Here is a 23413-nt window from a genome sequence, read left to right as displayed (position 1 = left end):
CTCCGTCCCCTCCTACCATGACCGGTATCCGGGGGAGAGGTGGGGCAGTGGCGCGCAGAACCACGGATCCGGGGGGCCGGGTCGAGAAGGCCGTCTCCTGGACCATCAAGAACCTCGACGGCGTCGTCGCCACCGGCGCCGCCCTCATCATCGGTCTGCTGGACATCTTCGACCAGAACGTCGACGACAACGTCACCTCCGGCGCGACCCTGCTGGTCCTGGCCGCGCTCGTCTTCGGGACGCTGACCGAGCGACGACGGCGGATCGCGGACATCCGCGAGGCGACCACCGGCACCCGGCACGCGCTCGAAGACCTCACCATGGTCCGTTCGTTGTCCGGCGCCGAGCTCGAACGGGCCCTGGAGCAGGCGCGCCAGAACACCGACCACTGGATCTTCAAGGGCGGCACCGGTACGTATCTGCGCGCCGTGACCCTGCCGGTCTGCGTCCGGGAGGCGCAGCGGCAGCGCCGCTCCCTCTCCATGAAGATCGACATCGTCAACCCGGCCGACGAGCAGGCGTGTGCGGCGTACGCCCGCTTCCGGCAGACCTTCGCCCACCGGCTGGACGTCGTACCGCCCGATGCCTGGAGCGCCGACCGGACCCGCAAGGAGTCCTTCGCCACGGTGCTCGCCGCCTGCTGGTACCGGCAGCGGCTGGACACCCTGGAGATCGGTGTCCACCTCTCCTCCGTCGTGCCCACCCTGCGCTTCGACCTGTCCGCGTCCTGCCTGATCATCACTCAGGACGACCCCCGCCGGGTCAATCTGCTGGTCGAGCGGAACCGGCCGCTCTACGACTACTACGTCACCGAACTCCACCAGAGCCGGGAGCAGGCGGTCACCCTCGACCTGATCCGCACCGAACCCCTCGGCGAGGAGCCGACGGTCGACGAGGTGTACCGGCTCTTCGACGGGCTCGGGCTGCCCCTCCCCGCCGCGTTCACCGACCGGGACGTCAGCGACATCATCGACAAGGCGCTGCACCCGGAGAATCCGTACCGGAGGTGAGCCTCGAGTGCGCAAACCCGTGGACTACCGGCTGTTCGAACGGACCGTGGACAGAAGCGTGGCGGTGGCGGGGCTGTTCGACGCGGCCGCCTCGGCCCTCGACGAGATCGCCTCCGGGCGGCGCGAGCTGTACGCCGTCCGCCACCCGCTCGGCTTCCTCTGCCTGCCCGTGGAGCGCGACGGCGACCGCGGCGTCTGTCTGCACGTCTTCGGTACGAACGTCCCCGGCACGACGACCGGTCCGGACCCGGCACCGACCGCCCCGCCCGTCCACTCGCACAGCTGGGAACTGACCAGCTGTGTGCTGTACGGGAGCGTGGGCAATCTGCGGGTGCGGGTGCGCGAGGACCCGGAAGTCCCCACCCACCGGGTCTTCGAGGTGCGCAGCGATCCCGCCGGGGTGGACGACATCAGGCCGACTTCGCGCCTGGTGAGCTGCGAGCCCGGCCCCGAACAGACCCTCGTCGGAGGGGAGATCTACACCCTTCCGGCAGGGGAGTTCCACACCTCCGTCATCCCGCGCGGCAGCACCGCCGCCACCCTGCTGCTCGGCCGTTCACGACCCGGGCGCTTCGACCTCTCCCTCGGGCCGGTGCATGGCCGGGGTCACCGGGTGGTACGACAGACATGCGACGCCGCTCAGACGGCCCGGACAGCCCGCACTGTCCTCAGGAGGATCGATGCGCCTCATCACCGATAGCACCGAAGGCCGGGCCGCGGCCCACGGCCCGGACGCCCTCGACGGGGAGTTCGCGGGGCCGTTCACGGCCGAGCGGCGACTGGCCGTCGCCGCCGCGCGGGAAGCGGGCGCGCTGCTGCGCTCGCGCTTCCAGGACGACTACGGCATCCGGGCCAAGGGGGACCACGGCGATGTGGTCACCGAACTCGATCTGATGGCCGAGCGCCTGGTCGTCGGGCGGATCCGGGACGGCTTCCCGCACGACCGGATCCTCGCCGAGGAGGCGGGCACGCTGGACGGCGACGCCGCCGACGGGGCCCCGCGCCGCACCTGGCTGGTGGACCCGCTCGACGGCAGCAACAACGTCGTCATCGGGCTGCCCGCCTACGTCGTCGGCATCGCCCTGTGCGTCGACGACGCACCCGTGGTCGGCGTCGTGCACGATCCGGTCACCGACCGGACCTGGACCGCCCTGACCGGCCGCGGTGCCTACGGGCCGCACGGGCGGATGCGCTGCCCCGCCCGCCCGCTGTCGCCCGCCGGGCCCCTGCTCGCCTGGACCCAGGGCCACGGCGTGGCGCGCGACGACCGGGCCGCCCACGGTCTGAAGGAGGTGCTGGAGGCCCGCTCGCGGAGGTTGCTCCAGCTCTGGGCGCCGCTGCTGACGTGGTCCATGCTCGCCCGCGGCGACATCGACGGCTTCGTCGGCTATCGCGCGGAGGCCATCGACCTGCCCGCCGGCGCCCTGCTGGCCGCCGAGGCGGGGCTGGAGATCCGGGCCCTGGACGGGGGGCCGTTCCGTCCCGGTGTGACGGGCCCGGACACCGACCGCAGTTTCGTCGCGGGCCGGCCCGGGGACCTCCCGTACCTCCTGGACCTGGTCGGGCGGGCCGGGTGATCGGCGCGAGCACGGCCGACGGCGGGCGCTGAGGGGCCTCCCAGGCCTCAGGACGTGTCTGGTGGATCTTGCCGGGCTAGCTCAGCGCGTCGCCGCGAGCGCCGCCACGGATGCCAGGACGGCACAGGCCGCCAGCACCGCGCCGGTGCCGAGGAACACCTTCAGCGAGACCCTGACCCCCTGGGCATGGCAGCGCTCGAACCACAGCAGAGTGGCCAGTGAGGCCCAAGGGGTCACCACCGGGCCCACATTGGTGCCGATGAGCAGGGCCAGCAACTGATCGTGGTTGCCCACCGGCACCGCCGACTCCGCCGCCAGGTACACCGGCAGATTGTTCAGCACGTTGGACATCCCGCCGCCGACCGCCCCCGCCCGGAACAGCCCGAGCAGCCCGCCGTCCGTCCCCATCGCCGCCGACAGCGCGTCGTGCAGACCGTTGACGTTGACCGTCTCCACCACCAGGAACAGCCCCGGCACCAGGACCAGCAGCCGCCACGGGATCAAGGACACCCGCAGCGCGGACCGCTGCCGCACCGCGAAGGCCGCGGCCGCCACCAGGGCCGCCGCCGCCGACGCCATCCACAGCGGGATGTCGGCGAGCAGTATGGCCAGCAGGAAGCCCGCACAGGCCAGAGCACAGACCCGGAAGAGCACCCGGTCGGCGGGCCGGTGCGCGGCCGGTGGCACGTAACCGTCCGCACCGCGCCTGCCGCGCCGCCAGAAGAACAGCCACAGACAGACCATCGTCACCGCGATGGAGACCAGTTGGGGCACCCACATCCGCGCGGCCAGGCCCGCCGGGGACAGCGCCACCCGGTCGGCGGCCAGCAGATTCGTCAGATTCGACACCGGCAGCAGCAGGCTCGCCGTATTGGCCAGCCAGACCGTGGTCATCGCGAGCGGCACGGCCGCGATCCCCACCCGCGAGGCCAGCGCCAGCATGACCGGTGTCAGCAGCACCGCCGTCGTGTCCAGATTGAGGGTGATGGTGGTGACCGAGGCGAACACCACGCACAGGACGAACAGCGCCGGATAGCTCCCGCGCCCGGCGCGTGCCACCGCCGACGCCACGACGTCGAACACCTGCGCCCGGCTCGTCAGTTCGGCGAGCACGATGACCGTGCCGAGGAACGCCAGCAGCGGAATGATGCGGACCATCGCGTCCCCGGCCGGCTCCGTCGGCAGCAGCCCCGTGGCAAGGCAGAGCAGACCGCAGGCCAGCACCCCCCCGGCCATCCAGTCCAACGCGTGCAGACGATGTATGGCGCGCACGGACAAGAGCATCGCACACACTTCGCACGAAAGCGGTGACCGGGAGTGACCTGACGCATAGGATGGGGTGCATGGTCCTACGCCAGGAACTCGCGGGACAGCAGCGGCCGTTGGACTTCTTCATCAGTTACTCGCCGGCCGACGAGCGCTGGGCGGCCTGGATAGCGTGGACCCTGGAGGAAGCCGGGTACCGCACCGTCATCCAGGCCTGGGACTTCGTGCCGGGGACGAACTTCGTCGACTTCATGGACCGCGGCGTCAGCGAGTCCGTCGCCGTCATCGCCGTCCTCTCCCGCCACTACGAGCGCTCCCGCTACGGCCGCATGGAGTGGCAGGCCGCGCTGCGCGCCGACCCCGACGCCCCCGAGCGCAGACTGATCACCGTCCGCGTCGAGGACATCCCGGTCGAGGGCCTGCTCGCCACGATCACCTACGTCGACCTGGTCGCCGTCCATGACACCGCCGCCGCCCGCGATCTGCTGCTCACCCGCGTCGGCCAGGCACTGGACGGCCGGGCCCGGCCCGCCGAGCACCCCGGCTTCCCCGGCGGCCCGACCGCTTCCCCCGGGGCCGGCCCCGGGGCCCCCGGTGCCATCGCGAGCATCCCGCGCCCGCTCTCCGACCGGCAGCTCGGCAGCCCCGGCTGGGCGGGCCGCCGGCGCCCCGCGAGCCCGCCCGGCTACCCGCAGGCCGCCGAGGAGAACCACCACCGGGAAGCCGTCTCCGTGCTCCACCTGGCCGGACCCGGCTTCGGCCGCGGCGCCGACCCCGCCGAACTCCAGGCCGCCGTCTGGGGCGACCTCGTCGAGCTCACCGACGCCGGCGCCCCCGCGCCCGACCTCCTCGTCGTCACCGGCGATCTCACCGCCTCCGGCAGCCCCCGCGAATGCGACCAGGCGCTGACCTTCCTGACCGGACTGCGCTCCCGGCTCGGCCTCGCCGCCGACCGGCTCGCGGTCGTACCCGGCGGGCAGGACGTCAGCCAGGCCGCCTGCCGCGCCTACTTCAGCACCTGCGAAGCCGACGAGATGCAGCCCCGGCCGCCGTACTGGCCCAAGTGGCGCCACTACGCCCGGCTGTTCCAGGAGCTCTACCAGGGCCTCGACGCCGTCTTCGACAGCGACCAGCCCTGGACCCTCTTCCCCGTCCCCGCCCTGCGCACCGTCGTCGCCGGCATCAACTCCTCGATGGCCTACAGCCACCGGCCCGACGACCAGTACGGCTGGCTCGGCCCCGAACAGGCGGCCTGGTTCGCCCAGGCCCTGCGCCCGTACGAACAGGAGGGCTGGCTGCGCATCGGCGCCCTGCGCCATCCGCCGGGCGCCCTGCGGCCGCTCGACGGCGCCGCCCCGGTCCCGGCACGCGAGAGCGGCCTCGGCCCCCGCCGGGGCCCCGAAGGCGGTCCCGGCGTCGGCGGCCGCCGCCCCGGCACCGCGCCCCTGCGCGACAGCGACGTGCTCGCCCGGCTCACCGGCCCCCGGCTGCATCTGCTGCTGCACGGCCCCGCCGGCGACCCCCGCGCCGCCGACGCCTCGCCCACCGCCGCCGCGCTGCCCCTCGCCTCCGGGGAACTCCCCGTCCTCGGCGCCGCCGCCCCCGCCCGGCACCAACTGCTTCGCCTCACCCGCGACGGCCTCACCCGCTGGCCGGAGCGCCCCGGCCGGGAACCCTGGGCCTACGCCTCCGAGTGGCGCGGCGCCCGGCGTGCCTTCGGGCCGCCGCAGCCACCGCCCGCCCCCGGCACCGAAGCACCCGCGGCCGCCGGTGCCACCCCCGGCACACCGGCCGACGAGGACGGCGCCGGACAGACCGTCGCCGGACCGGAGGCCCGCACCGTCGAGGGCCCGCTCGACGCCCTCGTCGCACGCGTCGCCGACGTCTGCCGCATCCGGCACGAGGGCGTCCAACTGCGCCGCATCCCCGGCGACGTGCCGGGACTGCTGGCCACCTGGACCGAATCCGGCTTCGTCCGCCAGCAGCGGGTGGCCGTCTGCGTCGGCACCCCCCACGCGGAGGACATCGACCGCTTCATCGACCACATCTACGCCTCCGACACCGAGCCCGACGCCGAGCTCGTCCACGACGGCCCACCACCCCCGCGCGAACTGCGCGAGCGCGCCCGCCGCCGGGGCGTCCTCATCCGCAGCTTCACCGAATTCCAAGGCCTCCTCGACCTGCGCGGCTATGTGGCCGCCCAGACCGAACGGCTGAGCACCGACCTCCAGTACCAGCCGGGCCTCTACCTCCCCCAGCGCTACCGCGAGATCGAGCGCCTCGGCGGCGCCGAGCGCGACGGACTCGTGGAGGACCTCCTGCGGCTGCTCGAAGCCGACCACGGCCGCTTCGTGCTGCTCCTCGGCGACTTCGGGCACGGCAAGACCTTCGCCCTGCGCGAGCTGGCCCGCCGCCTCCCCGAGGAACTGCCCCACCTGGTCCCGCTGCTGATCCAGCTGAGCGCCCTCGACAAGGCCCACACCCTCGACGGGCTCGTCGCCGCGCACCTGGCGAGCCACGGCGTCGACACCATCGACCTGCGCGCCTTCCGCTACATGCTCCGCCAGGGCCGCATCGTCCTGCTCTTCGACGGCTTCGACGAACTCGTCAACCAGGTCAGCTACGACCGGGCCGCCGACCACCTCCAGGTGCTGCTCGACGCCGCGGTGGACAGCGCCAAGATCGTCGTCAGCAGCCGCACCCAGCACTTCAGATCCCAGGCCCAGGTGCTCACCGCGCTCGGCGAGCGCGTCGGGCTGCTCCCGCAGCGCCGCGTCCTCGCGCTGCAGGAGTTCTCCCCGCAGCAGATCCGCACCTATCTCGTGAACCGCTACGGGGACGAGCACGCCGCCGACCGCCGGGTCCGCCTGCTGGAAGGCATCCCCGACCTGTTCGCCCTCTGCCGCAATCCCCGCCTGCTCAGCTTCGTCGCCGACCTCGACCACGAACGGCTGCGCGCGGTCGCGGGCGCGGGCCGCGCCCTCAGCCCCGCCGGGCTGTACGAAGAGGTGTTCACCTCCTGGCTCCGGTTCGAGGAGCGGCGCGGCCAGGGAAACCCCGGCAGCCCCCCGGGCCTCAGTCTGCGCGAGCTCTGGCGGGCGGTGACGACCCTGGCCCTGCGCCTGTGGGAGAGCGGCGAGGGCGCCCTCCGCCTGGACGAGCTGACCGATGTGGCGGAGGCGCTGAGCGGACTGGCGGACAGCAGGCTGTCGGTCGGTCAGGCCGCGCACGCCGTCGGATCCGGCAGCCTTCTCGTGCGCACCGACGAAGGTCTCTTCCAGTTCATCCACGGCTCCGTCGTCGAGTGGCTGGTCGCCCGTGAGGCCGCCGCCCGGCTCGGCCACGGCGACCGCGGCGAGGTCGGTCTGCTCGCCCGCCGACCGCTGAGCCAGCTGGCGGTCGAGTTCCTCTGCGACCTCGCCGACCACCGCGCGTGCCAGCAATGGGCGGAACGGACACTGGCCGACGGCACCGCCCCGGAGGCGCGGGGCCGCGCCTGCGAGGACGACGAGACCGCCCGGGCCAACGCCGTCAAGATCCTCAGCAGGCTCCGGGTGCCCGCCCACACCGACCTGCGCGGCGCCCTCCTCGCCGGCGAGGACCTCTCCTACCGCGACTTCTCCGGCGTCGACCTCACCCGCGCCGACCTCACCGACGCGAGCCTCGTCGGGGCCGACCTCTCCGGAGCCGTCCTGCGCGACACCCGCCTCACCGGCACCCGGCTCGACGACGCCCACCTCACCGGCGCCGACCTGCGCGGTGCCGACGTCCGCGGCGCCCGGCTGATCGGGACCGATCTGCGCGGTGCCCGGCTCGACGGCAGCCGCTGGCACCAGGCGGCCCTGATCAACGCCGAGTTCGACCCCGCCGCCCCGGCCACCCCCGAGCTGAGCACGGCCGCCATCGCGCCCGGCCTGTCCGTGGGCACCGGCTTCCGGCCCGCCGCGGTCGGCGTCCCGTACGGCTTCGACATGCGCACCAGCCGGCTGCCCGAGCCCGTCTCCTACAGCCCCGGCGGCGAACTCCTCGCCCTCGGCAGCGAGGACGGCGGCGTCCTGGTGTGCGACGCCGCCACCGGCACCGCCCTGCGCACCCTGCAGGGGCACATGGGTCGGGTCTACGCCGTGAAGTTCCGCGGCCGGGTGCTCGCCACCGGCGGCGCGGACGGCGTCGTCCGGCTGTGGGACCCCATTTCCGGAACGTGCCGCCACCGGCTGGAGGTCCACCCCGACGGGGTGTGGCCGGTCTCCCTCGACCCCTCCGGCGACCGCCTCGCCACCGGTGACGCCGAAGGCACCGTCACCCTCTGGGACACGGCCGACGGGACGGTGACCCACCGGCTGCCCGGCCACCGGGCCCCCGTCTACACCGCGGTCTTCAGCCCGGACGGCGGCCTCCTGGTCACCGGCGACGCGGCCGCGTCCGTCCGGCTGTGGGACACCGGCTCCGGCCGCCTCCTCGGCGAGCTCGAGGGCCACCGCGGAGCCGTCTACCGCGCCCGCTTCAGCCCGGACGGCACCCTGGTGGCCACCGGCGACATGGGCGACGACGACCACGGCACGGTACGGATCTGGGACGCCGGAACCCTGCGGCTGAGCCACGAACTGACCGGCCACACCGGCCGCGTCTACACCCTGGACTTCCACCCGGGCGGCCGACTGCTGGCCAGTGGCGACACCGAGGGCCGGGTCCACCTGTGGGACCCGGTGACCGGCACCCCCGCCGGGGCACCCCTGGAGGTCGCCGGGGCCGTGTACCAAGTGGTGTTCGACCCCGAGGGCACGGTGCTGGCGGCGGGCGGCAGCGACGGCGCCGTCCGCCTGTGGCGGATCACCCAGCGGCCCGAGGGCTGGTCGGTGGTGCCACTGCGCCAGCGCCCCCCGGACCATCAAGGGTCCGTCTGGGCCTGCCGGTTCCGCCCCGGCGACGGGACCGGCGCCCAGGAGTCCGGCCCCCTGCTGGTGACCGTCGGCAACGACGGCGTGGTGCGGCTGTGGGACACCTCCACGGGCCAGGGGCGGCGGATCCTGCGCGGCCACGGCCGCAAGGTCGCCAGCCTGGCCTTCAGCGCCGACGGCAGTCACCTGGCCGCGTGCGGCAACGACGGTCTGGTCCGGCTCTGGGATCCCGCGACCGGCCGGCGCGTGCGCGAGCTGGCCGGCCACAACGACCGCCTGGTCTCCGCCGTGTTCAACCCGGCGGGCCCCGTGCTGGCCACGTCGAGCAGCGACGGCGACGTCTATCTGTGGAACGCGGTCACGGGCGAGTACCAGCGCGAGATCGACGCCGAGACCGACCACGTCTGGGCGGAGGCGTTCAGCGCCGACGGCGAGGTACTCGCCACCGCGAACGACGACGACACCGTCCGCCTGTGGTACCGCAGCACCGGCGCCCATGTGGCGACGTTCGCCCAGCACCGGGGGCGGGTGCGGTCGATAGCGTTCCACGCGGACGGCTCCCGGCTGGCCACCGGCTGCGACGACCGGTTCGTCCGGCTGTGGGACCTGACCGAGCACCGTCTGACCGCCGAGCTCGACGGCCACACCGACCGGGTCTACGCGGTGGTCTTCGGGCCCGGTGACGACTGGCTGGCGAGCGCGTCGTGGGACGGGCAGGCCATCGTCTGGCGGGACGGCAGGCCCCGGCACCGGCTGACCGGTCACACGGGCCGGCTGTGGACCGCCGCGGCCCACCCGAGCCGCCCGCTGCTGGCCACGGCCGGCGACGACCGGGTCATCCGGCTGTGGAACCCCCTCTACGGCTTCGAGACCGGCCGCCTCTCCGGCCACACGGGCCGGATCCTCGCCGTCGCCTTCAGCCCCGACGGCTCCCTGCTGGCCAGCGGTGGCGAGGACGGCACCGTACGGCTGTGGAGCGTGCCCGCCGAGGGCGAGCCGACACCGCGCGCCACACTGATCGGCGTGCCGGGCGGCTGGGCGGCGCTGGCGCCCTCGGGCGGATACAAGTACGACGGCGACATAGCCGGTGAGTTCTGGCACGTCGTGGGGATGTGCCGGTTCGAGCCCGGCGAGCTCGACGATCATCTGCCGGGCGTCCGGCGGCTGGCGACGGACGACCCGATCTGAGGGGCGCGCACCGTTCCTCAGCGGCGCAGAAGATACAGCCGCCAGAACATGTGCTCGATCGGCAGGACCTCGATGTCGTCGTAACCGGCCCGCTGGGCGTACTCGCGGAAGAGGGGTGTCCGCATGACCGTGCCAGTGGCGGCCGACGGCTGCTCGGCCATGCCCGTGGGCAGGCAGTACAGCAGGCTCGCCCCGTAGAAGAACCGCTGGATCTCGTCCGCCGGCGCCTCGAAGGTGTCCGGCACCCGCTCGTCGGCGATGAGCGCCACGCCGCCCTCCGCCGTGATCCGCCGGATGGTGCTGAGCACATCGACCGGGCGGGCCATGTCGTGGATCGCCTCGAAGACGGTGACCAGGTCATACCGCCCGGCGATGTCCGGATCGGCGGCGTCGCGCGCCCGGAAGTGGACCCGGTCCGAGACGCCCTCCGCCCTGGCATTGGCGTGGGCGTCGTGGATGGCGGCGGCGTCCAGGTCGTAGCCGTCGACGGTGGCCTTGGGGTAGGCCTTGGCCATCACGATGGTCGACCAGCCGGCGCCGCAGGCGATGTCGGCGATGCGCGCCGGGGGATCGGCGAGCAGCCGGGCGTGCACCTCGGGGACGGCGGGCAGCCATTCACCGGCCAGCAGATGGAGGAACTGGGGCCGGTTGCCCGCGGCGATCATCTCGCGGATGTCGCTGCCGTACACGGCGGCCGGCACGCCGCCGCCGGTACGGAAGGCATCCATCAGCAGACCGGTGCGCGGCTGCATCATCCCGCCGACCAGCCATCCGAGGAAGCCGAGGTAGTTCAGGCTGTCCCCGTCGAGCAGCACCTCGGCGTGCTCCGGCGGCAGCGTGTAGCGCCGCTCCCCGGCGGGCCGGGCCGGGTCGTCGACGTCCAGGATGCCCGCGGTGGCCTCCTGCTCCAGCCACTCCCGGGCGTACCGTTCATGGACCCCGGCGGCGTCCGCGAGCCCGCGCGTGGTCAGCGGGCCGTGGTCGGCCAGCGCCCGGTACAGGCCGAGCTTGTCACCGAGGTATACGCAGACCAGCTCCAGTGAGCCGATCCCCGCGTCGAACAGTCGTCCGACGAAGGCGTCCCGCCGATCGGTGTCGACCGGCGCCGATTGGATGGTCATGTCCCGTCACACTCCCGCCGCACGGGCCGCGCCCATCGGCCGGCGCCGCGCGCCGGAGGGCGCGACAGGGGCTCTCTCCATCGTCTGCCCGTCGCGGACGGGTGTCCACCGGCCACCCGGACGGTCGGGGCCGCCGGGCCCGTCGTCACCGCCGCCGGTGCCTCACGGCCGCCGGCCCAGAAGGGCCACGAGACGGTCCTGCGCGGGGGAGTCCTCGGGCACCGCCACGGGCGGGTCGAAGATGCCCGCTCCCTGCCAGCTCTTCGCCTGGGGTTCCACGACGGCGTACACGGCCCGGGTGAGTTCTTCGTCGAGGCGGTCGTCGCCGCCGATGCCGCGTGCCAGGTCCCAGGCGTGCACCGTGAGGTCGCAGACCATCTGCCACGCGTAGTCGCGCGCGGGGCCGGCGCCGGCACTGGTGTGTACCTCGCCGTCCAGCGCGCCGGGCGCGTGGAAGGCCTCCCGGGACGCCGCCGCGGCCCGGTCCCAGGCGCGTCGGGGGTGGTCCCCGAGCACATCACCGTCGAAGCGGTCCCCGACCTCGGCCAGGGTGGCGCCGCGCAGCAGCCACGGTGCCCAGAGATGTTCGGCGGTCAGATGGTTGACCAGGTCGCGCACCGACCACTCGGTGCACGGCGTGTCCGCCGTCCACTGCGCCTTGTCCACCTCGTGCACCCGGCGGTCGAATTCCCTCATCGCCCTGTCGTACGCGTCGAGAAGTCGCATGTCTTCCAGTAGAACACCGGGGTCTTCCCGCAGGACACCGGAAGGTGCGCCGCCCGGGCACCGGAGGGCCCGTCGGCGCGGTGTGCGGGGCTCTCCTCCCGCACACCGCGCCGACGGGGGATGCGGGCGCTACTTGCCGGCCGGGTCGGTCAGCGAGCGGAGGTCGTGGGCGTAGATGCCGACCGCGTGCGCGATGACGTCGATGTTGGTGTCGAAGACCTTGAGGTCCAGGTTCTCCAGGGTGTCACCGGCGTGGTGGTAGTTCGGGTCGTACGCGGTACCCGCCGTGCCGCCGTACTTCGCGGCCTGCTCCGCGGTCTTGATGCCCTCGGCGCCGGTGAAGGTGCCACCGGCCGGGATACCGACCTCGATGAAGGGACCGTAGTCCGAGCGGCCGGTGAAGTCGGTGCCCTCGTGCGGCTTGCCCTTGCGGTCGAGGAAGCCGTTGATCAGCCGCTCGATCTGCGCGGAGCCCTTGGGGCCGGGGCCCGCCCCCGTGTGGTCGGAGTCGTCGCCGTCGTAGACGAACTGGGCCGCGTTCGGAGAGGCGATCATGTCGAAGTTGAGGTACAGGGCGATCTGCTTGCGCTGCTTGTCGTCGAGCTGGGAGACGTAGTGCTTGGAGCCCAGCAGCCCGCCCTCCTCGGCCGACCACCAGGCGAAGCGCAGCTTGTTGGTGGGCTGCTTGCCGGACTTGCGGGTCTGCTCGGCGAGCTTCAGCGCGACCTCCAGCAGACCGGCGGAGCCGGAGCCGTTGTCGTTGATGCCGGGGCCTTCGGGCACCGAGTCGAGGTGACTGCCGAGCGCGACGACACGGTCGGCGTTGCCGCCCCTGGTCTCGGCGATGACGTTGCGGGTCTTCTTCTTGAAGTGCTCCTGATCGAGCGTCAGCGAGAGCTTGACCTCGCCCTTGGCGGCAGCGGCGGCCAGTGCCTCGCCGTCGGCCAGGGTGACGCCCGCGCTGGGGATCACGCCGTCGGACGGCTTGTCGAAGCCGCCGCGGACGGGGGTGGTGCCGCTGTGGTTGTAGACGACGATGCCGATCGCGCCGGCCGCGGCGGCGGCCCGCTGCTTCTCGACGAAGGTGCAGGACCCGCGCTTGACCAGGGCGATCTTCCCGGTGAACGTCTCGGACCGGTAGTCATCCGCCTCGCAGCCCGGGGTGGCGTCCACCCGGGCCGTGGCGATGGGCGCCTGGATGCCCTCCTTCGGTGTGGAGGGGGTGAACGTGAACGCCGCGACGTTCAGCGTGCGCGGGTCCGGGGAGACGACGGACAGCTTCTCGGTGTGCGTCTTGGCCTCCCAGATGTCGAAGTCCTGGTAGGAGACCCGGTATCCGGCCTTCTTCAGCAGTTTGTGGACATAGGCGGAGGACGCCTCGTGGCCGGCGGTGCCGGCGGCACGGTTGCCGCCGTTGTCGTCGGCTATTTCCTGCAGCTTCTCGAGATGACGGTAAGCGCTCCTGCCCGAGGACTCCTTGACCAGTTTCCTGGCGAGCTGTTCCGCCTGTCTCTGCTGCCGGTCGGGGTGTGCGGGCGTCGCGTCGGCGGGAGCCGCCGCGAGCAGGACGGGGGTGGCGAGGGTGGTGGCGATGACGGCCGCCATCGCCCGGTGGCGGGGGTGTACGCGCACGGAGGTCCTTCCGGGCAGGGGCGGGCCCTTCGGTGGTGGCCGCCCTGATGCGGTGATCGTGGCCGTGATCCTGATCGGGATCCTGATCGGGCAACGATCGGGGTTGAAAGGGACCGTAACGAGTTCGCGCAGGTCAGGGGAGGGGGTGAAGGGTGATTGACACAAAGTCGCCATACGCCGGTCATCGTGCTCGGGGAAGAGGGAATGAGGGGCGAACGCGGACGGACCCGGCCCGGTGGCCCTGGGGGGAGACCACCGGGCCGGGAGTCCGCCGTCAGGCTGTCTGCGCCTGTTCGTAGAGGCTCTTGACCTCGTCGCCGAAGTACGGGCCGTACGTCTTGTCGGGCAGGAAGGTGTAGCCGAAGCTGTTCACCGAAGCCTGCAGTCCGGTCCCCGTCGTCTCGCTGAACGAGTCGAACCACGGCCCGCCGCTGGAACCGCCCGTCATGTCACAGGTCATGGCGTGGTCCGTGGTGAACAGGAAGTCCTTGGTGGTGTTCCCGCTGCAGTGGATGAGCTGCTTGCCGTCGTACGGGGCCGCGGCGGGGAAACCGAAGGCGTACATGGGCCGGTTGTAACCACCGTTGAACTTCAGCCCCTGACCGCCGACGACTTCGCCGAGCTTCCGGCCGTTCAGCGGTGCGACGACGGCGGCGCCGACGTCGTAGTTGATGCTCTCGCTCGCCGCCCACAGGCCCGTGGCCAGCGTCTTGGCCGCCGCCCATGTGCCGTGCGGGGTCTGGCCGTCGTGGTAGCCGGGGACGAACACCCAGTTGGTGTGCCAGCTGTCCTTGAGCTTGACGCAGTGTCCGGCGGTGAGGATCGTGCTCATGTTGTGGCTGGTGACGGCGTTCCCCGAGCAGGACGCGGTACGCCCTTGGTGGGTGAAGAACACCCGCCCGGAGGTGGTGAGGACGGCACCGCCGCCGCTCCACGGCCCACCGCCCTGCGGAAAGCCGTTGACGGCCCCCGGGCGTTCCGCCGGTGCGGTGGGGGCGACGGTCGAGGTCTTCCCGGCCCGCTGCGGGACGCCGGGCGCGGCGCCGGGGGAGAGCGGATCGCGGGGGCCGATGACGTCGAAGGGGGCTGCCGCGCGCATCCGGCCGGGTGTCCAGAAGTCGCGGGCCTGTTGCTGTGCGGCGGTTGTGGCCGCGAGGGTACGGACGGTCGTGGGGGTGGCCTGAACTTCGGCCTGTACTTCGGCCGTCGCGGCCTGGGTGCCGGTGGTGAGCAGGGCGCCGACGGCCAAGAGGATGCCGGCTCCGAAGTGGTGGGGGCGTCTCACGCGTACTCCTTCCGCCGTGGTCGCGCGAGGGTTCGCGCGAGCCGGAGGGCCGGGCCGCGGCTGATGCGGTCCCGGGCAGGCGAGCGGTGCGGATTCGGCGCTGGGGCCGGGGAATTGGGCGTGTGGGCCAGAGTGCCACGTCCCTGACTGAATGTCAGGGTCACGTCAAGCCAATGCCTGACGGGTCTGCCGCACGCGCTGGGAGCGACGGCCGGAGCACCTCGTGATCTCCGCTACGATCCGCGTGCCCCTCCGCGCAGGCGGAGGTGAGCCGGCCGGATGGCCCAGATGGCGAAGGGACGGGCAACGATGCCGAAGAAGCGCAAGAAGAACCCCAAGGCGCCCCGCAAGCAGGCCCCCGCACGATCCATTTCCGCCCAGCGGCCAGGTCCGGAGCCGGAGGTCCGGGTGGTGCGCGTGGTGGAGAACACCGGCTTGCGCGGCAGCCTTGCCGAACGGTACCCGGCCCCCCTCGACGGAGTGAAAGCTGCGCGGACCGGCGAACCCGTGGAGTGGATCGGCAGCATCGAGGGATCGATGATGCGCCACCGTATCGTGCTCGCCGATGACGGCACCGCTGCCGTCGAACAAGCAGTCTTCGTCGGCGGTTGCCTCGAGCAGGTCCTGCTGTGCGCATGGCATCAGGCGGGGGAGCCGGGACGCGACCGGTTCGAAGCGGGAGTGCTCACCGCACTGGATGCCCTCCACACGACGCTCCGGCCGATCCTGGAGGCCGAGGTCCGCAACGTGTGCCCCGACTACAACGCCGCTGTTCTGCGGTCCTTCCGTGAGGAGCCGGAACGTCACGGAGCGGGCATGCCGCTCTTCGGATGGCGCGTCCTCCACCCCGTCGGTCCGGAAACGACGTGGGACGACACCGTCGATGCCGCCGCGTGGAACAGCTCGCTGACCATGTCCAGCTGGCCGGATCACTACGACCATGTCCCCGCGCTCCAGCCGGCCCGACTCGCCCAGTTGCTCGGCGATCACGGTGTACCGGCGGTGCTGTGCGCGGGCTGCGGCACCCCCATCACCGACCGCCACCCGCGGTGGACCGGGATCTGGATCACCCCCGACAGCGAATCCGGCCCCGTGTGCGGGGACCGCCACGCCGGCTCGGACGCTCCGGACCCGGTGCTCGGCATGTTCACCGACGAGGAGTTCGGCGAGCCGCACCGTCCCGCCTGAGACAGGCGGCTGAGACAGGCGGCCGGATCGATCAGGAATCGAGAAGCGCGGTCAGGGAGCCGCGCCTAGCATCGTCGTCATGGACATCACCATTCACACCAGCTTCCTCCCGCACGACGACCCGGACGCGTCCCTGGCGTTCTACCGCGACGTCCTCGGCTTCGAGGTCCGCAGCGATGTCGGCCAGGGCAAGATGCGCTGGATCACGGTCGGTCCCGTCGGCCAGCCCAGCACGTCCATCCTCCTGGCGCCGCCGGCCGCCGACCCCGGGGTCACCGAGGACGAGCGCCGCACCATCGCCGAAATGATGGCCAAGGGCACCTACGGCTGGATCCTGCTGGCCACCCGGGACCTGGACGGCACCTTCGAGAAGGTGCAGGCCGGTGACGCGGAGGTCGTCCAGGAGCCGACCGAGCAGCCGTACGGCATCCGCGACTGCGCCTTCCGTGATCCCGCGGGCAACCTGGTCCGCATCCAGGAGCTTCGCTGAGCGGCCCGGTCACCGGCCCGGTTGCCCGGCCTGCCCGACGCCTAAGGAGCTCACCCATGTGTCACCCCTCGTGGGGGCGCGCACGCACCTCGGCGCAGCGCCTGAGCGACCTCGCGCTCCTGCGCCGCGTCCGCGACCGGATCGACCGGGAGTACGCGCAGCCGCTGAACGTCGAGGCGCTCGCCCGGGGAGTGAACATGTCCGCCGGGCACCTCAGCCGCCAGTTCCGGCTGGCCTACGGCGAGTCGCCGTACGCGTACCTGATGACGCGTCGCATCGAGCGCGCGACGGCACTCCTGCGTCGTGGCGACCTCAGCGTCACCGAGGTCTGCTTCGCGGTCGGCTGCTCATCGCTCGGCACGTTCAGCACCCGCTTCACCGAGCTGGTCGGCATGCCGCCCAGCGCCTACCGGCGCCGCGCGGCGGGCGCTGTGGAGGGGATGCCGCCGTGCGTGGCGAAACAGGTGACCAGACCGGTCAGGAACCAACAAGCGCCGACCGCCGGTCCGCACCTGGCGTGATGGCCCTGGCCTTCATCGAATCCGTCACCTCGACGTGGGCGACACGGCGCTGAAGCCGGTCGAAGTCGCTCCGGGGCTACGGCGGTGTCGTACAAGCCCCGGACGGGGCCCGCGCGTCCGGCTAGAAGGGGCGGTCGTACGGGTGGTCCTTCACCTGGTCGTAGATCTGGCGCAGCCACGGCTGCCGGACGGCGGGCAGTCGCGCCAGCGTGTGGAGGAACACCCTGGAGTCGGGCCGGAACAACCCCCATGGATGCCGGGGCAGTGGTTCGTCGCGGAGGACGCCGTCGGGCATGCGCCCTGTCACGGGAAGCGGCAGTCCTTCACGGGGGAATGCCAGATGCGTCCACACGTCGGCGGCCAACGGCACGGTCTCCATGGTGGTGGACGGTCGCCAGGTCTGTCCCGTCCGCGGATGCAGCGGAACCAGGACGATGTCGGGGGCGGGGTCCGGGGCAGGCAGGCCCGGACCTGCCAATACCGCTCGCTTCGCCGGCGGCCCCGGCGGCAGCAGCACGTCGAGCACGCGGCCGAAGACATCCAGGGCGAGGCCCTCGGGGACGGCCACGGGTGCGCCCTCGGAGGCTGCCAGCAGGTGCGCCAGCGCCGCCCCGATCGCAGCCTCCCACCGGGGGCTCCACGCCCCGGGAGGCTCGATGGGCGGCGTGCCCTGTTGCTGTGCCGGGGTCTCCCGGTCGACAGCCGGGCGGGCGGGGCCGTCGGCGGCCAGGCGGCGCACGGCGTGCGGGACGAGCCATACCGCTTGCCAGTAGGAGCAGTCGTCGATGCGCGTCGCCACCTCCTGCCCGCAGTGCGCGCACGCCAGGTTCGGGCCGTCTCTCCCGTCCAGTCCCATGCAGTAGCCGTCGCATCGCTCGGGGATCAGGACGGTGCCGCGGGTGTCGCCCGGTGCGACGACGATCGCTCCCGGTGGCCCGAAGGACAGGGCGTGCACGGGAGCGAAAATACCGCGGGCTTCCGCTTCGTCCGCTGCGATCTCGCTCCAGGCCCGCCATGGCGGCCCGGAAGGCTCCGGGTCGACGGCGTACGTTCCCGGGTCCATGAGCGGGGGCAGCAGTTCGTGTCCGTAGCTGTGGCGGGCATGGACCGGAAGCGCGATCCGCGTCACGGGGGCGGTCAGCACAGCGTCGCACCGCGCACACGTGAAGACCGTCATACATCCTCCCCCGCCCCTGGTCACGGGAATACGTCGGCCTTGGCCGGAGGCCGCACGTCCAAGGGCTTGTCGAAGGCGCTGAACGAGGTGGTGCTGTGGAATTCGGTGCCCTTGTAGACGACCTTGAGGATGTACGGCTTGCCCTCGGTGGCGACGTAGAAGGTGTACGAGCCGCCCTTGTCCGCCTCGTCGGTCACCGTCAACGGCACCGCCGGGGTGCCGTCGACCACGGTCCGTTCGCCCTTCGTGGCCACGCCGAAGGAGACGAATTCCCACGTGCACTCGGCGAGACCGTCTCCCGCCTTCGCCTCGCCGGCTGGGACCTTGGCCCAGCGGCTCTGGTCCTTCGAGCCGGTCATGGACCGGCCTGACCACTGCTTGAGGTACGTGCGATTCGGGCGGACGTAGTCCGTCGCGCCGATCCGGACCTGTTCGAGGGCGGCACCGGTGGTGGCCCAGGTCGTCCTGGACGCACACCGGTCCTTGAGGTCGGTCGTCAGATGGTTGGAGTAGCCACCACCGGCGGCCTTGGTGGTGTTCCCGTCGATGGTCACTGACGTGAGTGCGTTCATCGTGTCGTTCGCGTCGTCGAGCATCCGCTCGGCGGAAGGCTCCTTCGTGGTGGTGGCGCCGTCGGTGCAGCCGGCCACGGTGGCACCGACCACCAGACATGCCAGTGCAGCCGTCACAACATTCGCCATCGTTCGCACGAAACCCCCAGGTCAGAACGGTTCAGACTACCGGACAAGCTTCTGATGTGAACCGCCCCGAGTCGCCCGCCCACCCCGCGCCCGCCATCATGAGGCCGTAGCGGGCCCGTACGGCCCGCACAGCCGCCAGGCCCGCCCATCGGCCGGGCTCGTACGAGGAAGGCTCCCTCGCCATGGCCGACGACGCCGCGCCCGCCCCGACCCGTGTGCTGGTGCTCAGTGCCTCGCTGCGGGCCGACTCGCTCAACACCCGACTGGCGTCGCTCGTCGCCCACCTGGTCAGGGACACGGGTGCCACCGTCGAACTCGCCCGTATGGGGGAGTTCCCCATGCCGCTCTACGACGCCGACGCCGAAGTCGCCGAAGGGCTCCCGGAAGGCACCCGTGCGCTGCGGGACCGGCTGGCGGCGTGCGATGCCTTCGTGATCGCCTCCCCGGAGTACAACGCCTCGTTGCCCGGCGGCCTGAAGAACGCCATCGACTGGGTCTCCCGGGCCGGGCCGCAGCCGTTCAAGGACAAGCACGCCCTGCTGGTCTCCGCGTCGCCCTCCCTGGTCGGCGGCAACCGGGGGCTGTGGGCGCTGCGGATCCCGCTCGAACACCTCGGCACCCGCGTCTACCCCGACATGTTCAGCCTCGCCCGGGCGCACGAGGGGTTCACCGACGACGGGGCGCTCGTCGACACCGGACTCCAGGAGCGGCTGGCGGAGGCGGTGACGTCGTTCCTCCGGCTGGTCGAGGCGGACACCCGCTATGTGTGTCTGCAGCGGCGCTGGTACGAGTTCCTCGGCGACCGCACGGACGCTCCCGTCACCCAGCGCGCCCAGGACTGAGCGCCCCGCCCGCCGGGCCTCGGGCCCCGCCGCCCGCCGGACAGCCGCCGAGGGCGGCGCGGGACGGGTGGCCGAAGCCCTGGAACGGCTCACTCCGGTGCGTTACTGACGGTCCGAGTGGCGTAGATCTTGCGTCAAGTGGCTTTCGGGACAGCAAGATTGGCGGCCGGCGGCGTTATGCGGCGCGGGCGCGGGCGACTAGAACGTGATCATCACGTCGTTCCACGCCGTCAGCGCCATGCCTGTGCCCCACAAGGGAGAGAACATGAAGCGGATCAGTGCGGCCGTCATCACGGCCGCTGCTGTCTTCGCCCTTGCCCAGCCGACCACCGCCCTCGCGGCGGGCTCCGCCGCCTGGGCGGCCCCGTCCTGCGCCCGCGTCACCGGTGACGGCGCCGTCACCTTCACCCGGGACGACGGCGCGCACCTGACGCCGACCAGCGTCCCTCTCAAGCCGACGAGCTACACCTTCGGCCTCGTCGCCCTGGACACGCCCAACACGCTGCTCGCCACCCGCAACAGCGAGCTCCAGCGCTCCACCGACGCCGGCTGCACCTGGAATCGGATCGCGACCCTCGACACCGGCCTCACCCACCTGACCGCCGCCCCCGGCGGCCGTGCCTTCGCGTGGGAGCGCAACGGCGGCTATCTCGCCCGCGTGGACGGCAAGAAGGTCACCCCGCTCACCGCGCCCACCACCGCCATCATGGGCCTGGGCACCGACCGGTCACGCCCCGGCCATCTGCGCCTGGCCGGCGGCGACGGCACGCTGTACGACTCGACGGACGCCGGGGCGAGTTGGCAGCCCGTCGGTACGCCCGCGTTCGAGGCCGGGACCGGTGTCTACACCGTCGCCTTCGACCCCGCAGACCTCGACCACGCCGTCGCGGGCGGCATGGTGCGCGGCGGGGCGGTGACCACCGACGGCGGCGCGACCTGGACCGCGTCGACCGGCCTGACCGGCGCGGGCAGCCCCGCGAACCTCTTCGACGCCGTCGTCTCGCCCGCCTCCTCCTCGGTCGTCTACGCCCTGGGCCTCGACCTCGCCCAGGCCACCCCCGGCTCGCCCGCCGAGGGGCGCCACCTCTACCGCTCCTCCGACGGCGGCCGGACCTTCACCAAGGTGGTCGACGACTCGGCCGAGACCAAGCTGACCAACGGCACCCTGCTGGCCCCGAGCCCGGTCGACCCCGACGTGCTCTACTTCGAATACGGCACCTACTTCCAGGGCTACGGCACCGACCTCTTCCGGCTCGACGCCGCCACGGGCAAGGTCACCAAGACCCACAACGCCTACGACGGCATCTCCGCCATCGCCTTCAACCCCGCCCAGCCGAAGGTGATGTACCTGGGCCTGGAAGAAGTGCGGGTCGACTGACCCGGGCCGGCCACCGAAGGCACGCGCGCCCCGCCGGAGAACCCTCCGGCGGGGCGCGCGCCGCTGCTCGACCTCGAACTACCGCCGGGCGCCCGCCCGGCAGCGCGCCCGCCCGGTCACCTCCTCGGGCACTCCTTCCAGGAGAGCCGGTAGACGGTGTTGATGGCACCGTCCGTGGAGTCCATCGCCAGGAAACTCGTGGTCTTCTTCGGGTCCGAGGTGCCGGCGGAGACGGTCAGCTCGGTGTTGATGTTGAAATTGCGGCGCTCCCCGCACGGCGCCCACACCTGCGCGGCGATATCGGTGGTGTCGGTGGCCTGCCAGCTGTCGTGGAACGGGCCCTTGTGGGGGTGGACATTGGTCGTGGTCTGGGACTGCCCCTGGAAGTAGTACGACGCCTTCTGCTGGCCGGTCGCGCCCTCCTCGAGATGCCCGAAGCCGCGGTAGTCGGCCTGGGCGATGGCGTAGGTGAAGCCTTGGGGAACGTGCACGATCAGATTCAGCTGACAGTTCTTACGGAAGTCGGTCGGCTTGGCCCCGACGCCGACCTGGGCGAGATACTGGCTGTAGGTCACGGTGAAAGCGGTGTTGTCGGGCGAGACGGCCACCGCGGCGGTGCCCGCCGGACAGCCCGAGCCGTTGACGGTGGCGATCTCGATCACAATCTTGTCGGGCGGCGCGGGGAAACCGGCGGCCGATGCCGGCGTGGACAACGCCGGGGTGCATAACGCCGGGGTGCATAACGCCGCTATCGCGCTGCACGTGACAAGCACTCTGGACATGGCGCTCCCAGGGGGTAGGCGTGGGCCGTGCTCCGGCGCGCGGGACCTGCCGGGCCGATTTTCGGGCGGAGGGGTGCGGAGGGGGTGCGGAGAGGATTCGGATACGCGGCAGTGCGGGTGCGCGGGAGTCCGCAGACGAATGTGCTATCAATTCCACAGGGCGATACAGAAGTCAATACAAGCCGTCCGGGCCACAAAGGGAAATCAGCCGCTCTGCCACGGGCGGCCGACCGCCGAAAATCGGCGTAGACATCCGGCCGGGCCCGCCGTGCCGCTTTGTGGGAACCGCACAGAGCGGCCCTCGGGGTGCTGGCCGGGGTCACCGTCGGCCGGACGGCGGCGATGGGCGAGGATGAGCGGGTGCCCGACGCCCTGAATCCCGCAGATCCCGCCTTCGCGCGCGACCCCTACCCGTACTACGCGCGGCTGCGCGCGGAGGGCCCGGCGGCGCGGGTGGCCCTGGCCAACGGCACCCATGCCTGGCTGGTCACGGGCTACCGGCAGGCCCGGGAGGTGCTCGCCGACCCGCGCTTTTCGAACGTACCCCCGCGTGCGGCGGGCCGTCCCAAGCCCGACTCCCCGGCGCAGCGCGCCCGCGGCTGCCTCGCCCGGCACATGCTCAACACCGACGCCCCCGACCACACCCGGCTGCGTCGTCTGAGCACCGCCGCCTTCACCCCGCGCCGGGTCGACGCGCTCCGGCCGCGCATCGAGCGGCTGACGGCGGACCTGGTGGCCGAGGCCGGTGCGCGGCTCGCCCGGGACGGGAGCGTCGACCTGGTGGACGCCTTCGCCTTCCCGCTGCCGGTGCTGGTGATCGGAGAGGTACTGGGAGTACCGGAAGCCGATCGCGCGGACTTGCGTACCTGGACGTACCGGGTCGGATCACCCGCCGACGCGCTCGCGCCCGGTGCGGTCGACGAGGCGTGGACCAGCCTGCACGCCTACTTCACCGAGCTGATCGCGCGGAAGCGGCGGGCCCCCGGCGACGACCTCTTCAGCGCGCTGGTCCGCGACGCGGGGGAGGGCGGGCTCGATGACGGCGAGCTGCTGGCCATGGCCTTCCTGCTGCTGTTCGCGGGTTACGAGACGACGATGAACCTGCTCGCCTCCGCGTCGCTGCTGCTGCTGACGCATCCGGAGGAACTCGCCGCCGCGCGGCGGGAGGGGCCCGACCGCTGGGCCGCGGTGACCGAGGAGGTGCTGCGGCACGCGAGCCCGCTGGAGGGGACGACGTGGCGGCGTACGACGGAGCGGGTGGAGCTCGGCGGGGGACTCGGCAGGGGAGTGGTCATACCGGCCGACGCCTCCGTTCTCGTCGTCCTCGCGGCCGCCAATCGCGACCCGGAGTACTTTCCGGCGCCGGACGCGTTCCGCCCGGGGCGTTATCTGTCCGACGGCGGCCGGGCGGCGGCCCATGTGGCCTTCGGGCACGGTCCGCACTTCTGTCTCGGTTCGCGGCTGGCCCGGCTGGAGGCGGCGATCGCCCTCCCGCTGCTGTTCGCGGGGCTGCCCGGGATGACCCTCGCCGCGGACCCGGCGGCGCTCGACTACCGCCCCGGTCTGCTGGTCCGCGGTCCGCGCGTCCTGCCGGTCCGCGGCACGGCCTGAGCGGGGGCGGCGGCCCAGGG

General features: G+C 72.5%; 18 protein-coding genes. 10 read left to right on the top strand and 8 right to left on the bottom strand.

Annotated elements, in window-relative coordinates; all coding sequences use genetic code 11:
* Positions 1 to 47 precede the first annotated feature (47 nt).
* Genes JO379_RS03575 through JO379_RS03565 form a run of 3 tightly spaced genes read left to right on the top strand, consistent with a single transcriptional unit; the run spans position 48 to position 2587 of the window.
* Positions 48 to 1010: a hypothetical protein gene (locus tag JO379_RS03575; RefSeq protein ID WP_245381364.1), complete on the top strand. Its 963-nt coding sequence runs from the start codon at positions 48 to 50 to the stop codon at positions 1008 to 1010.
* 7 nt (positions 1011 to 1017) lie between these two features.
* Positions 1018 to 1710, top strand: a complete 693-nt coding sequence (locus JO379_RS03570; RefSeq protein WP_209513820.1) for a hypothetical protein — start codon at positions 1018 to 1020, stop codon at positions 1708 to 1710.
* Positions 1691 to 2587, top strand: a complete 897-nt coding sequence (locus JO379_RS03565) for an inositol monophosphatase family protein (RefSeq protein WP_209513818.1) — start codon at positions 1691 to 1693, stop codon at positions 2585 to 2587. Before JO379_RS03570 ends, JO379_RS03565 begins: the two co-directional genes overlap by 20 nt.
* A gap of 81 nt (positions 2588 to 2668) precedes the next feature.
* Here JO379_RS03565 and JO379_RS03560 read toward each other — a convergent pair whose 3' ends face one another.
* Positions 2669 to 3871, bottom strand: coding sequence for an ArsB/NhaD family transporter (locus tag JO379_RS03560; protein ID WP_209513816.1), 1203 nt, complete (start codon positions 3869 to 3871; stop codon positions 2669 to 2671).
* A 59-nt stretch (positions 3872 to 3930) separates the two neighbouring features.
* Between JO379_RS03560 and JO379_RS03555 the strand changes: the two genes are divergently transcribed.
* Entirely contained in the window at positions 3931 to 9939 is a 6009-nt protein-coding gene (locus tag JO379_RS03555) for a WD40 domain-containing protein (protein ID WP_209513813.1), read from the top strand.
* Between the two features lie 17 nt (positions 9940 to 9956).
* Here the strand turns inward: JO379_RS03555 and JO379_RS03550 are convergent, their stop codons facing one another.
* The 4 genes from JO379_RS03550 to JO379_RS03535 all read right to left on the bottom strand — a co-directional run bounded on the left by JO379_RS03550 (position 9957) and on the right by JO379_RS03535 (position 14703).
* Positions 9957 to 11060 (bottom strand): methyltransferase domain-containing protein, encoded by a 1104-nt coding sequence (locus tag JO379_RS03550; RefSeq protein ID WP_209513811.1) that lies wholly within the window; start codon positions 11058 to 11060, stop codon positions 9957 to 9959.
* 162 nt (positions 11061 to 11222) lie between these two features.
* Positions 11223 to 11786 carry a TIGR03086 family metal-binding protein gene (locus JO379_RS03545; RefSeq protein WP_209513810.1) on the bottom strand — a complete coding sequence of 188 codons (564 nt, stop codon included), beginning with the start codon at positions 11784 to 11786 and terminating at the stop codon, positions 11223 to 11225.
* A gap of 129 nt (positions 11787 to 11915) precedes the next feature.
* The gene (locus tag JO379_RS03540; RefSeq protein ID WP_209518489.1) at positions 11916 to 13391 is read right to left on the bottom strand and encodes a M28 family metallopeptidase; all 1476 of its coding nucleotides are present in this window, start codon (positions 13389 to 13391) and stop codon (positions 11916 to 11918) included.
* A 301-nt stretch (positions 13392 to 13692) separates the two neighbouring features.
* Entirely contained in the window at positions 13693 to 14703 is a 1011-nt protein-coding gene (locus JO379_RS03535) for a trypsin-like serine peptidase (protein ID WP_209513809.1), read from the bottom strand.
* Between the two features lie 309 nt (positions 14704 to 15012).
* Between JO379_RS03535 and JO379_RS03530 the strand changes: the two genes are divergently transcribed.
* From JO379_RS03530 to JO379_RS03520, 3 genes are all read left to right on the top strand, one after another.
* Entirely contained in the window at positions 15013 to 15891 is an 879-nt protein-coding gene (locus JO379_RS03530) for a hypothetical protein (protein WP_209513808.1), read from the top strand.
* 79 nt (positions 15892 to 15970) lie between these two features.
* Positions 15971 to 16381, top strand: a complete 411-nt coding sequence (locus JO379_RS03525; RefSeq protein ID WP_209513807.1) for a VOC family protein — start codon at positions 15971 to 15973, stop codon at positions 16379 to 16381.
* A 56-nt stretch (positions 16382 to 16437) separates the two neighbouring features.
* A complete protein-coding gene (locus JO379_RS03520) occupies positions 16438 to 16902 on the top strand; it encodes a helix-turn-helix transcriptional regulator (protein WP_209513806.1) in 465 nt (154 codons plus the stop codon).
* Positions 16903 to 17023: 121 nt separating this feature from the next.
* Here the strand turns inward: JO379_RS03520 and JO379_RS03515 are convergent, their stop codons facing one another.
* Both JO379_RS03515 and JO379_RS03510 read right to left on the bottom strand, forming a co-directional pair.
* Complete coding sequence (locus JO379_RS03515) at positions 17024 to 18079, bottom strand: hypothetical protein (protein WP_209513804.1); 1056 nt, start codon at positions 18077 to 18079, stop codon at positions 17024 to 17026.
* A gap of 20 nt (positions 18080 to 18099) precedes the next feature.
* A complete protein-coding gene (locus tag JO379_RS03510) occupies positions 18100 to 18780 on the bottom strand; it encodes a hypothetical protein (protein ID WP_209513802.1) in 681 nt (226 codons plus the stop codon).
* A 182-nt stretch (positions 18781 to 18962) separates the two neighbouring features.
* On the opposite strand from JO379_RS03510, the gene JO379_RS03505 reads away from it, so the two are divergent.
* On the top strand, positions 18963 to 19622 hold the full coding sequence (locus JO379_RS03505) for an NADPH-dependent FMN reductase (protein ID WP_209513800.1): 660 nt from the start codon (positions 18963 to 18965) through the stop codon (positions 19620 to 19622).
* Positions 19623 to 19887: 265 nt separating this feature from the next.
* The gene (locus JO379_RS03500; RefSeq protein ID WP_209513798.1) at positions 19888 to 21000 is read left to right on the top strand and encodes a WD40/YVTN/BNR-like repeat-containing protein; all 1113 of its coding nucleotides are present in this window, start codon (positions 19888 to 19890) and stop codon (positions 20998 to 21000) included.
* A gap of 116 nt (positions 21001 to 21116) precedes the next feature.
* On the opposite strand, the gene JO379_RS03495 is transcribed toward JO379_RS03500, so the two are convergent.
* The gene (locus JO379_RS03495) at positions 21117 to 21782 is read right to left on the bottom strand and encodes a DUF4360 domain-containing protein (protein ID WP_209513796.1); all 666 of its coding nucleotides are present in this window, start codon (positions 21780 to 21782) and stop codon (positions 21117 to 21119) included.
* 276 nt (positions 21783 to 22058) lie between these two features.
* On the opposite strand from JO379_RS03495, the gene JO379_RS03490 reads away from it, so the two are divergent.
* On the top strand, positions 22059 to 23393 hold the full coding sequence (locus tag JO379_RS03490) for a cytochrome P450 family protein (RefSeq protein WP_307841886.1): 1335 nt from the start codon (positions 22059 to 22061) through the stop codon (positions 23391 to 23393).
* The last annotated feature ends 20 nt before the right edge of the window (positions 23394 to 23413 follow it).

Origin of the sequence: Streptomyces syringium (assembly GCF_017876625.1) — a bacterium.
Lineage (GTDB): Bacteria > Actinomycetota > Actinomycetes > Streptomycetales > Streptomycetaceae > Streptomyces > Streptomyces syringius.
This window is presented reverse-complemented; position numbering and strand designations above follow the sequence as displayed.

Coding starts and splice junctions, on each gene's coding strand:
- JO379_RS03565 (WP_209513818.1), top strand. CDS start 1,691: ATGCGCCTCATCACCGATAGCACCGAAGGCCGGGCCGCGGCCCACGGC.
- JO379_RS03510 (WP_209513802.1), bottom strand. CDS start 18,780: ATGGCGAATGTTGTGACGGCTGCACTGGCATGTCTGGTGGTCGGTGCC.
- JO379_RS03520 (WP_209513806.1), top strand. CDS start 16,438: ATGTGTCACCCCTCGTGGGGGCGCGCACGCACCTCGGCGCAGCGCCTG.
- JO379_RS03560 (WP_209513816.1), bottom strand. CDS start 3,871: ATGCTCTTGTCCGTGCGCGCCATACATCGTCTGCACGCGTTGGACTGG.
- JO379_RS03540 (WP_209518489.1), bottom strand. CDS start 13,391: ATGGCGGCCGTCATCGCCACCACCCTCGCCACCCCCGTCCTGCTCGCG.
- JO379_RS03545 (WP_209513810.1), bottom strand. CDS start 11,786: ATGCGACTTCTCGACGCGTACGACAGGGCGATGAGGGAATTCGACCGC.
- JO379_RS03555 (WP_209513813.1), top strand. CDS start 3,931: ATGGTCCTACGCCAGGAACTCGCGGGACAGCAGCGGCCGTTGGACTTC.
- JO379_RS03495 (WP_209513796.1), bottom strand. CDS start 21,782: ATGTCCAGAGTGCTTGTCACGTGCAGCGCGATAGCGGCGTTATGCACC.
- JO379_RS03500 (WP_209513798.1), top strand. CDS start 19,888: ATGAAGCGGATCAGTGCGGCCGTCATCACGGCCGCTGCTGTCTTCGCC.
- JO379_RS03550 (WP_209513811.1), bottom strand. CDS start 11,060: ATGACCATCCAATCGGCGCCGGTCGACACCGATCGGCGGGACGCCTTC.
- JO379_RS03530 (WP_209513808.1), top strand. CDS start 15,013: ATGCCGAAGAAGCGCAAGAAGAACCCCAAGGCGCCCCGCAAGCAGGCC.
- JO379_RS03515 (WP_209513804.1), bottom strand. CDS start 18,079: ATGACGGTCTTCACGTGTGCGCGGTGCGACGCTGTGCTGACCGCCCCC.
- JO379_RS03525 (WP_209513807.1), top strand. CDS start 15,971: ATGGACATCACCATTCACACCAGCTTCCTCCCGCACGACGACCCGGAC.
- JO379_RS03505 (WP_209513800.1), top strand. CDS start 18,963: ATGGCCGACGACGCCGCGCCCGCCCCGACCCGTGTGCTGGTGCTCAGT.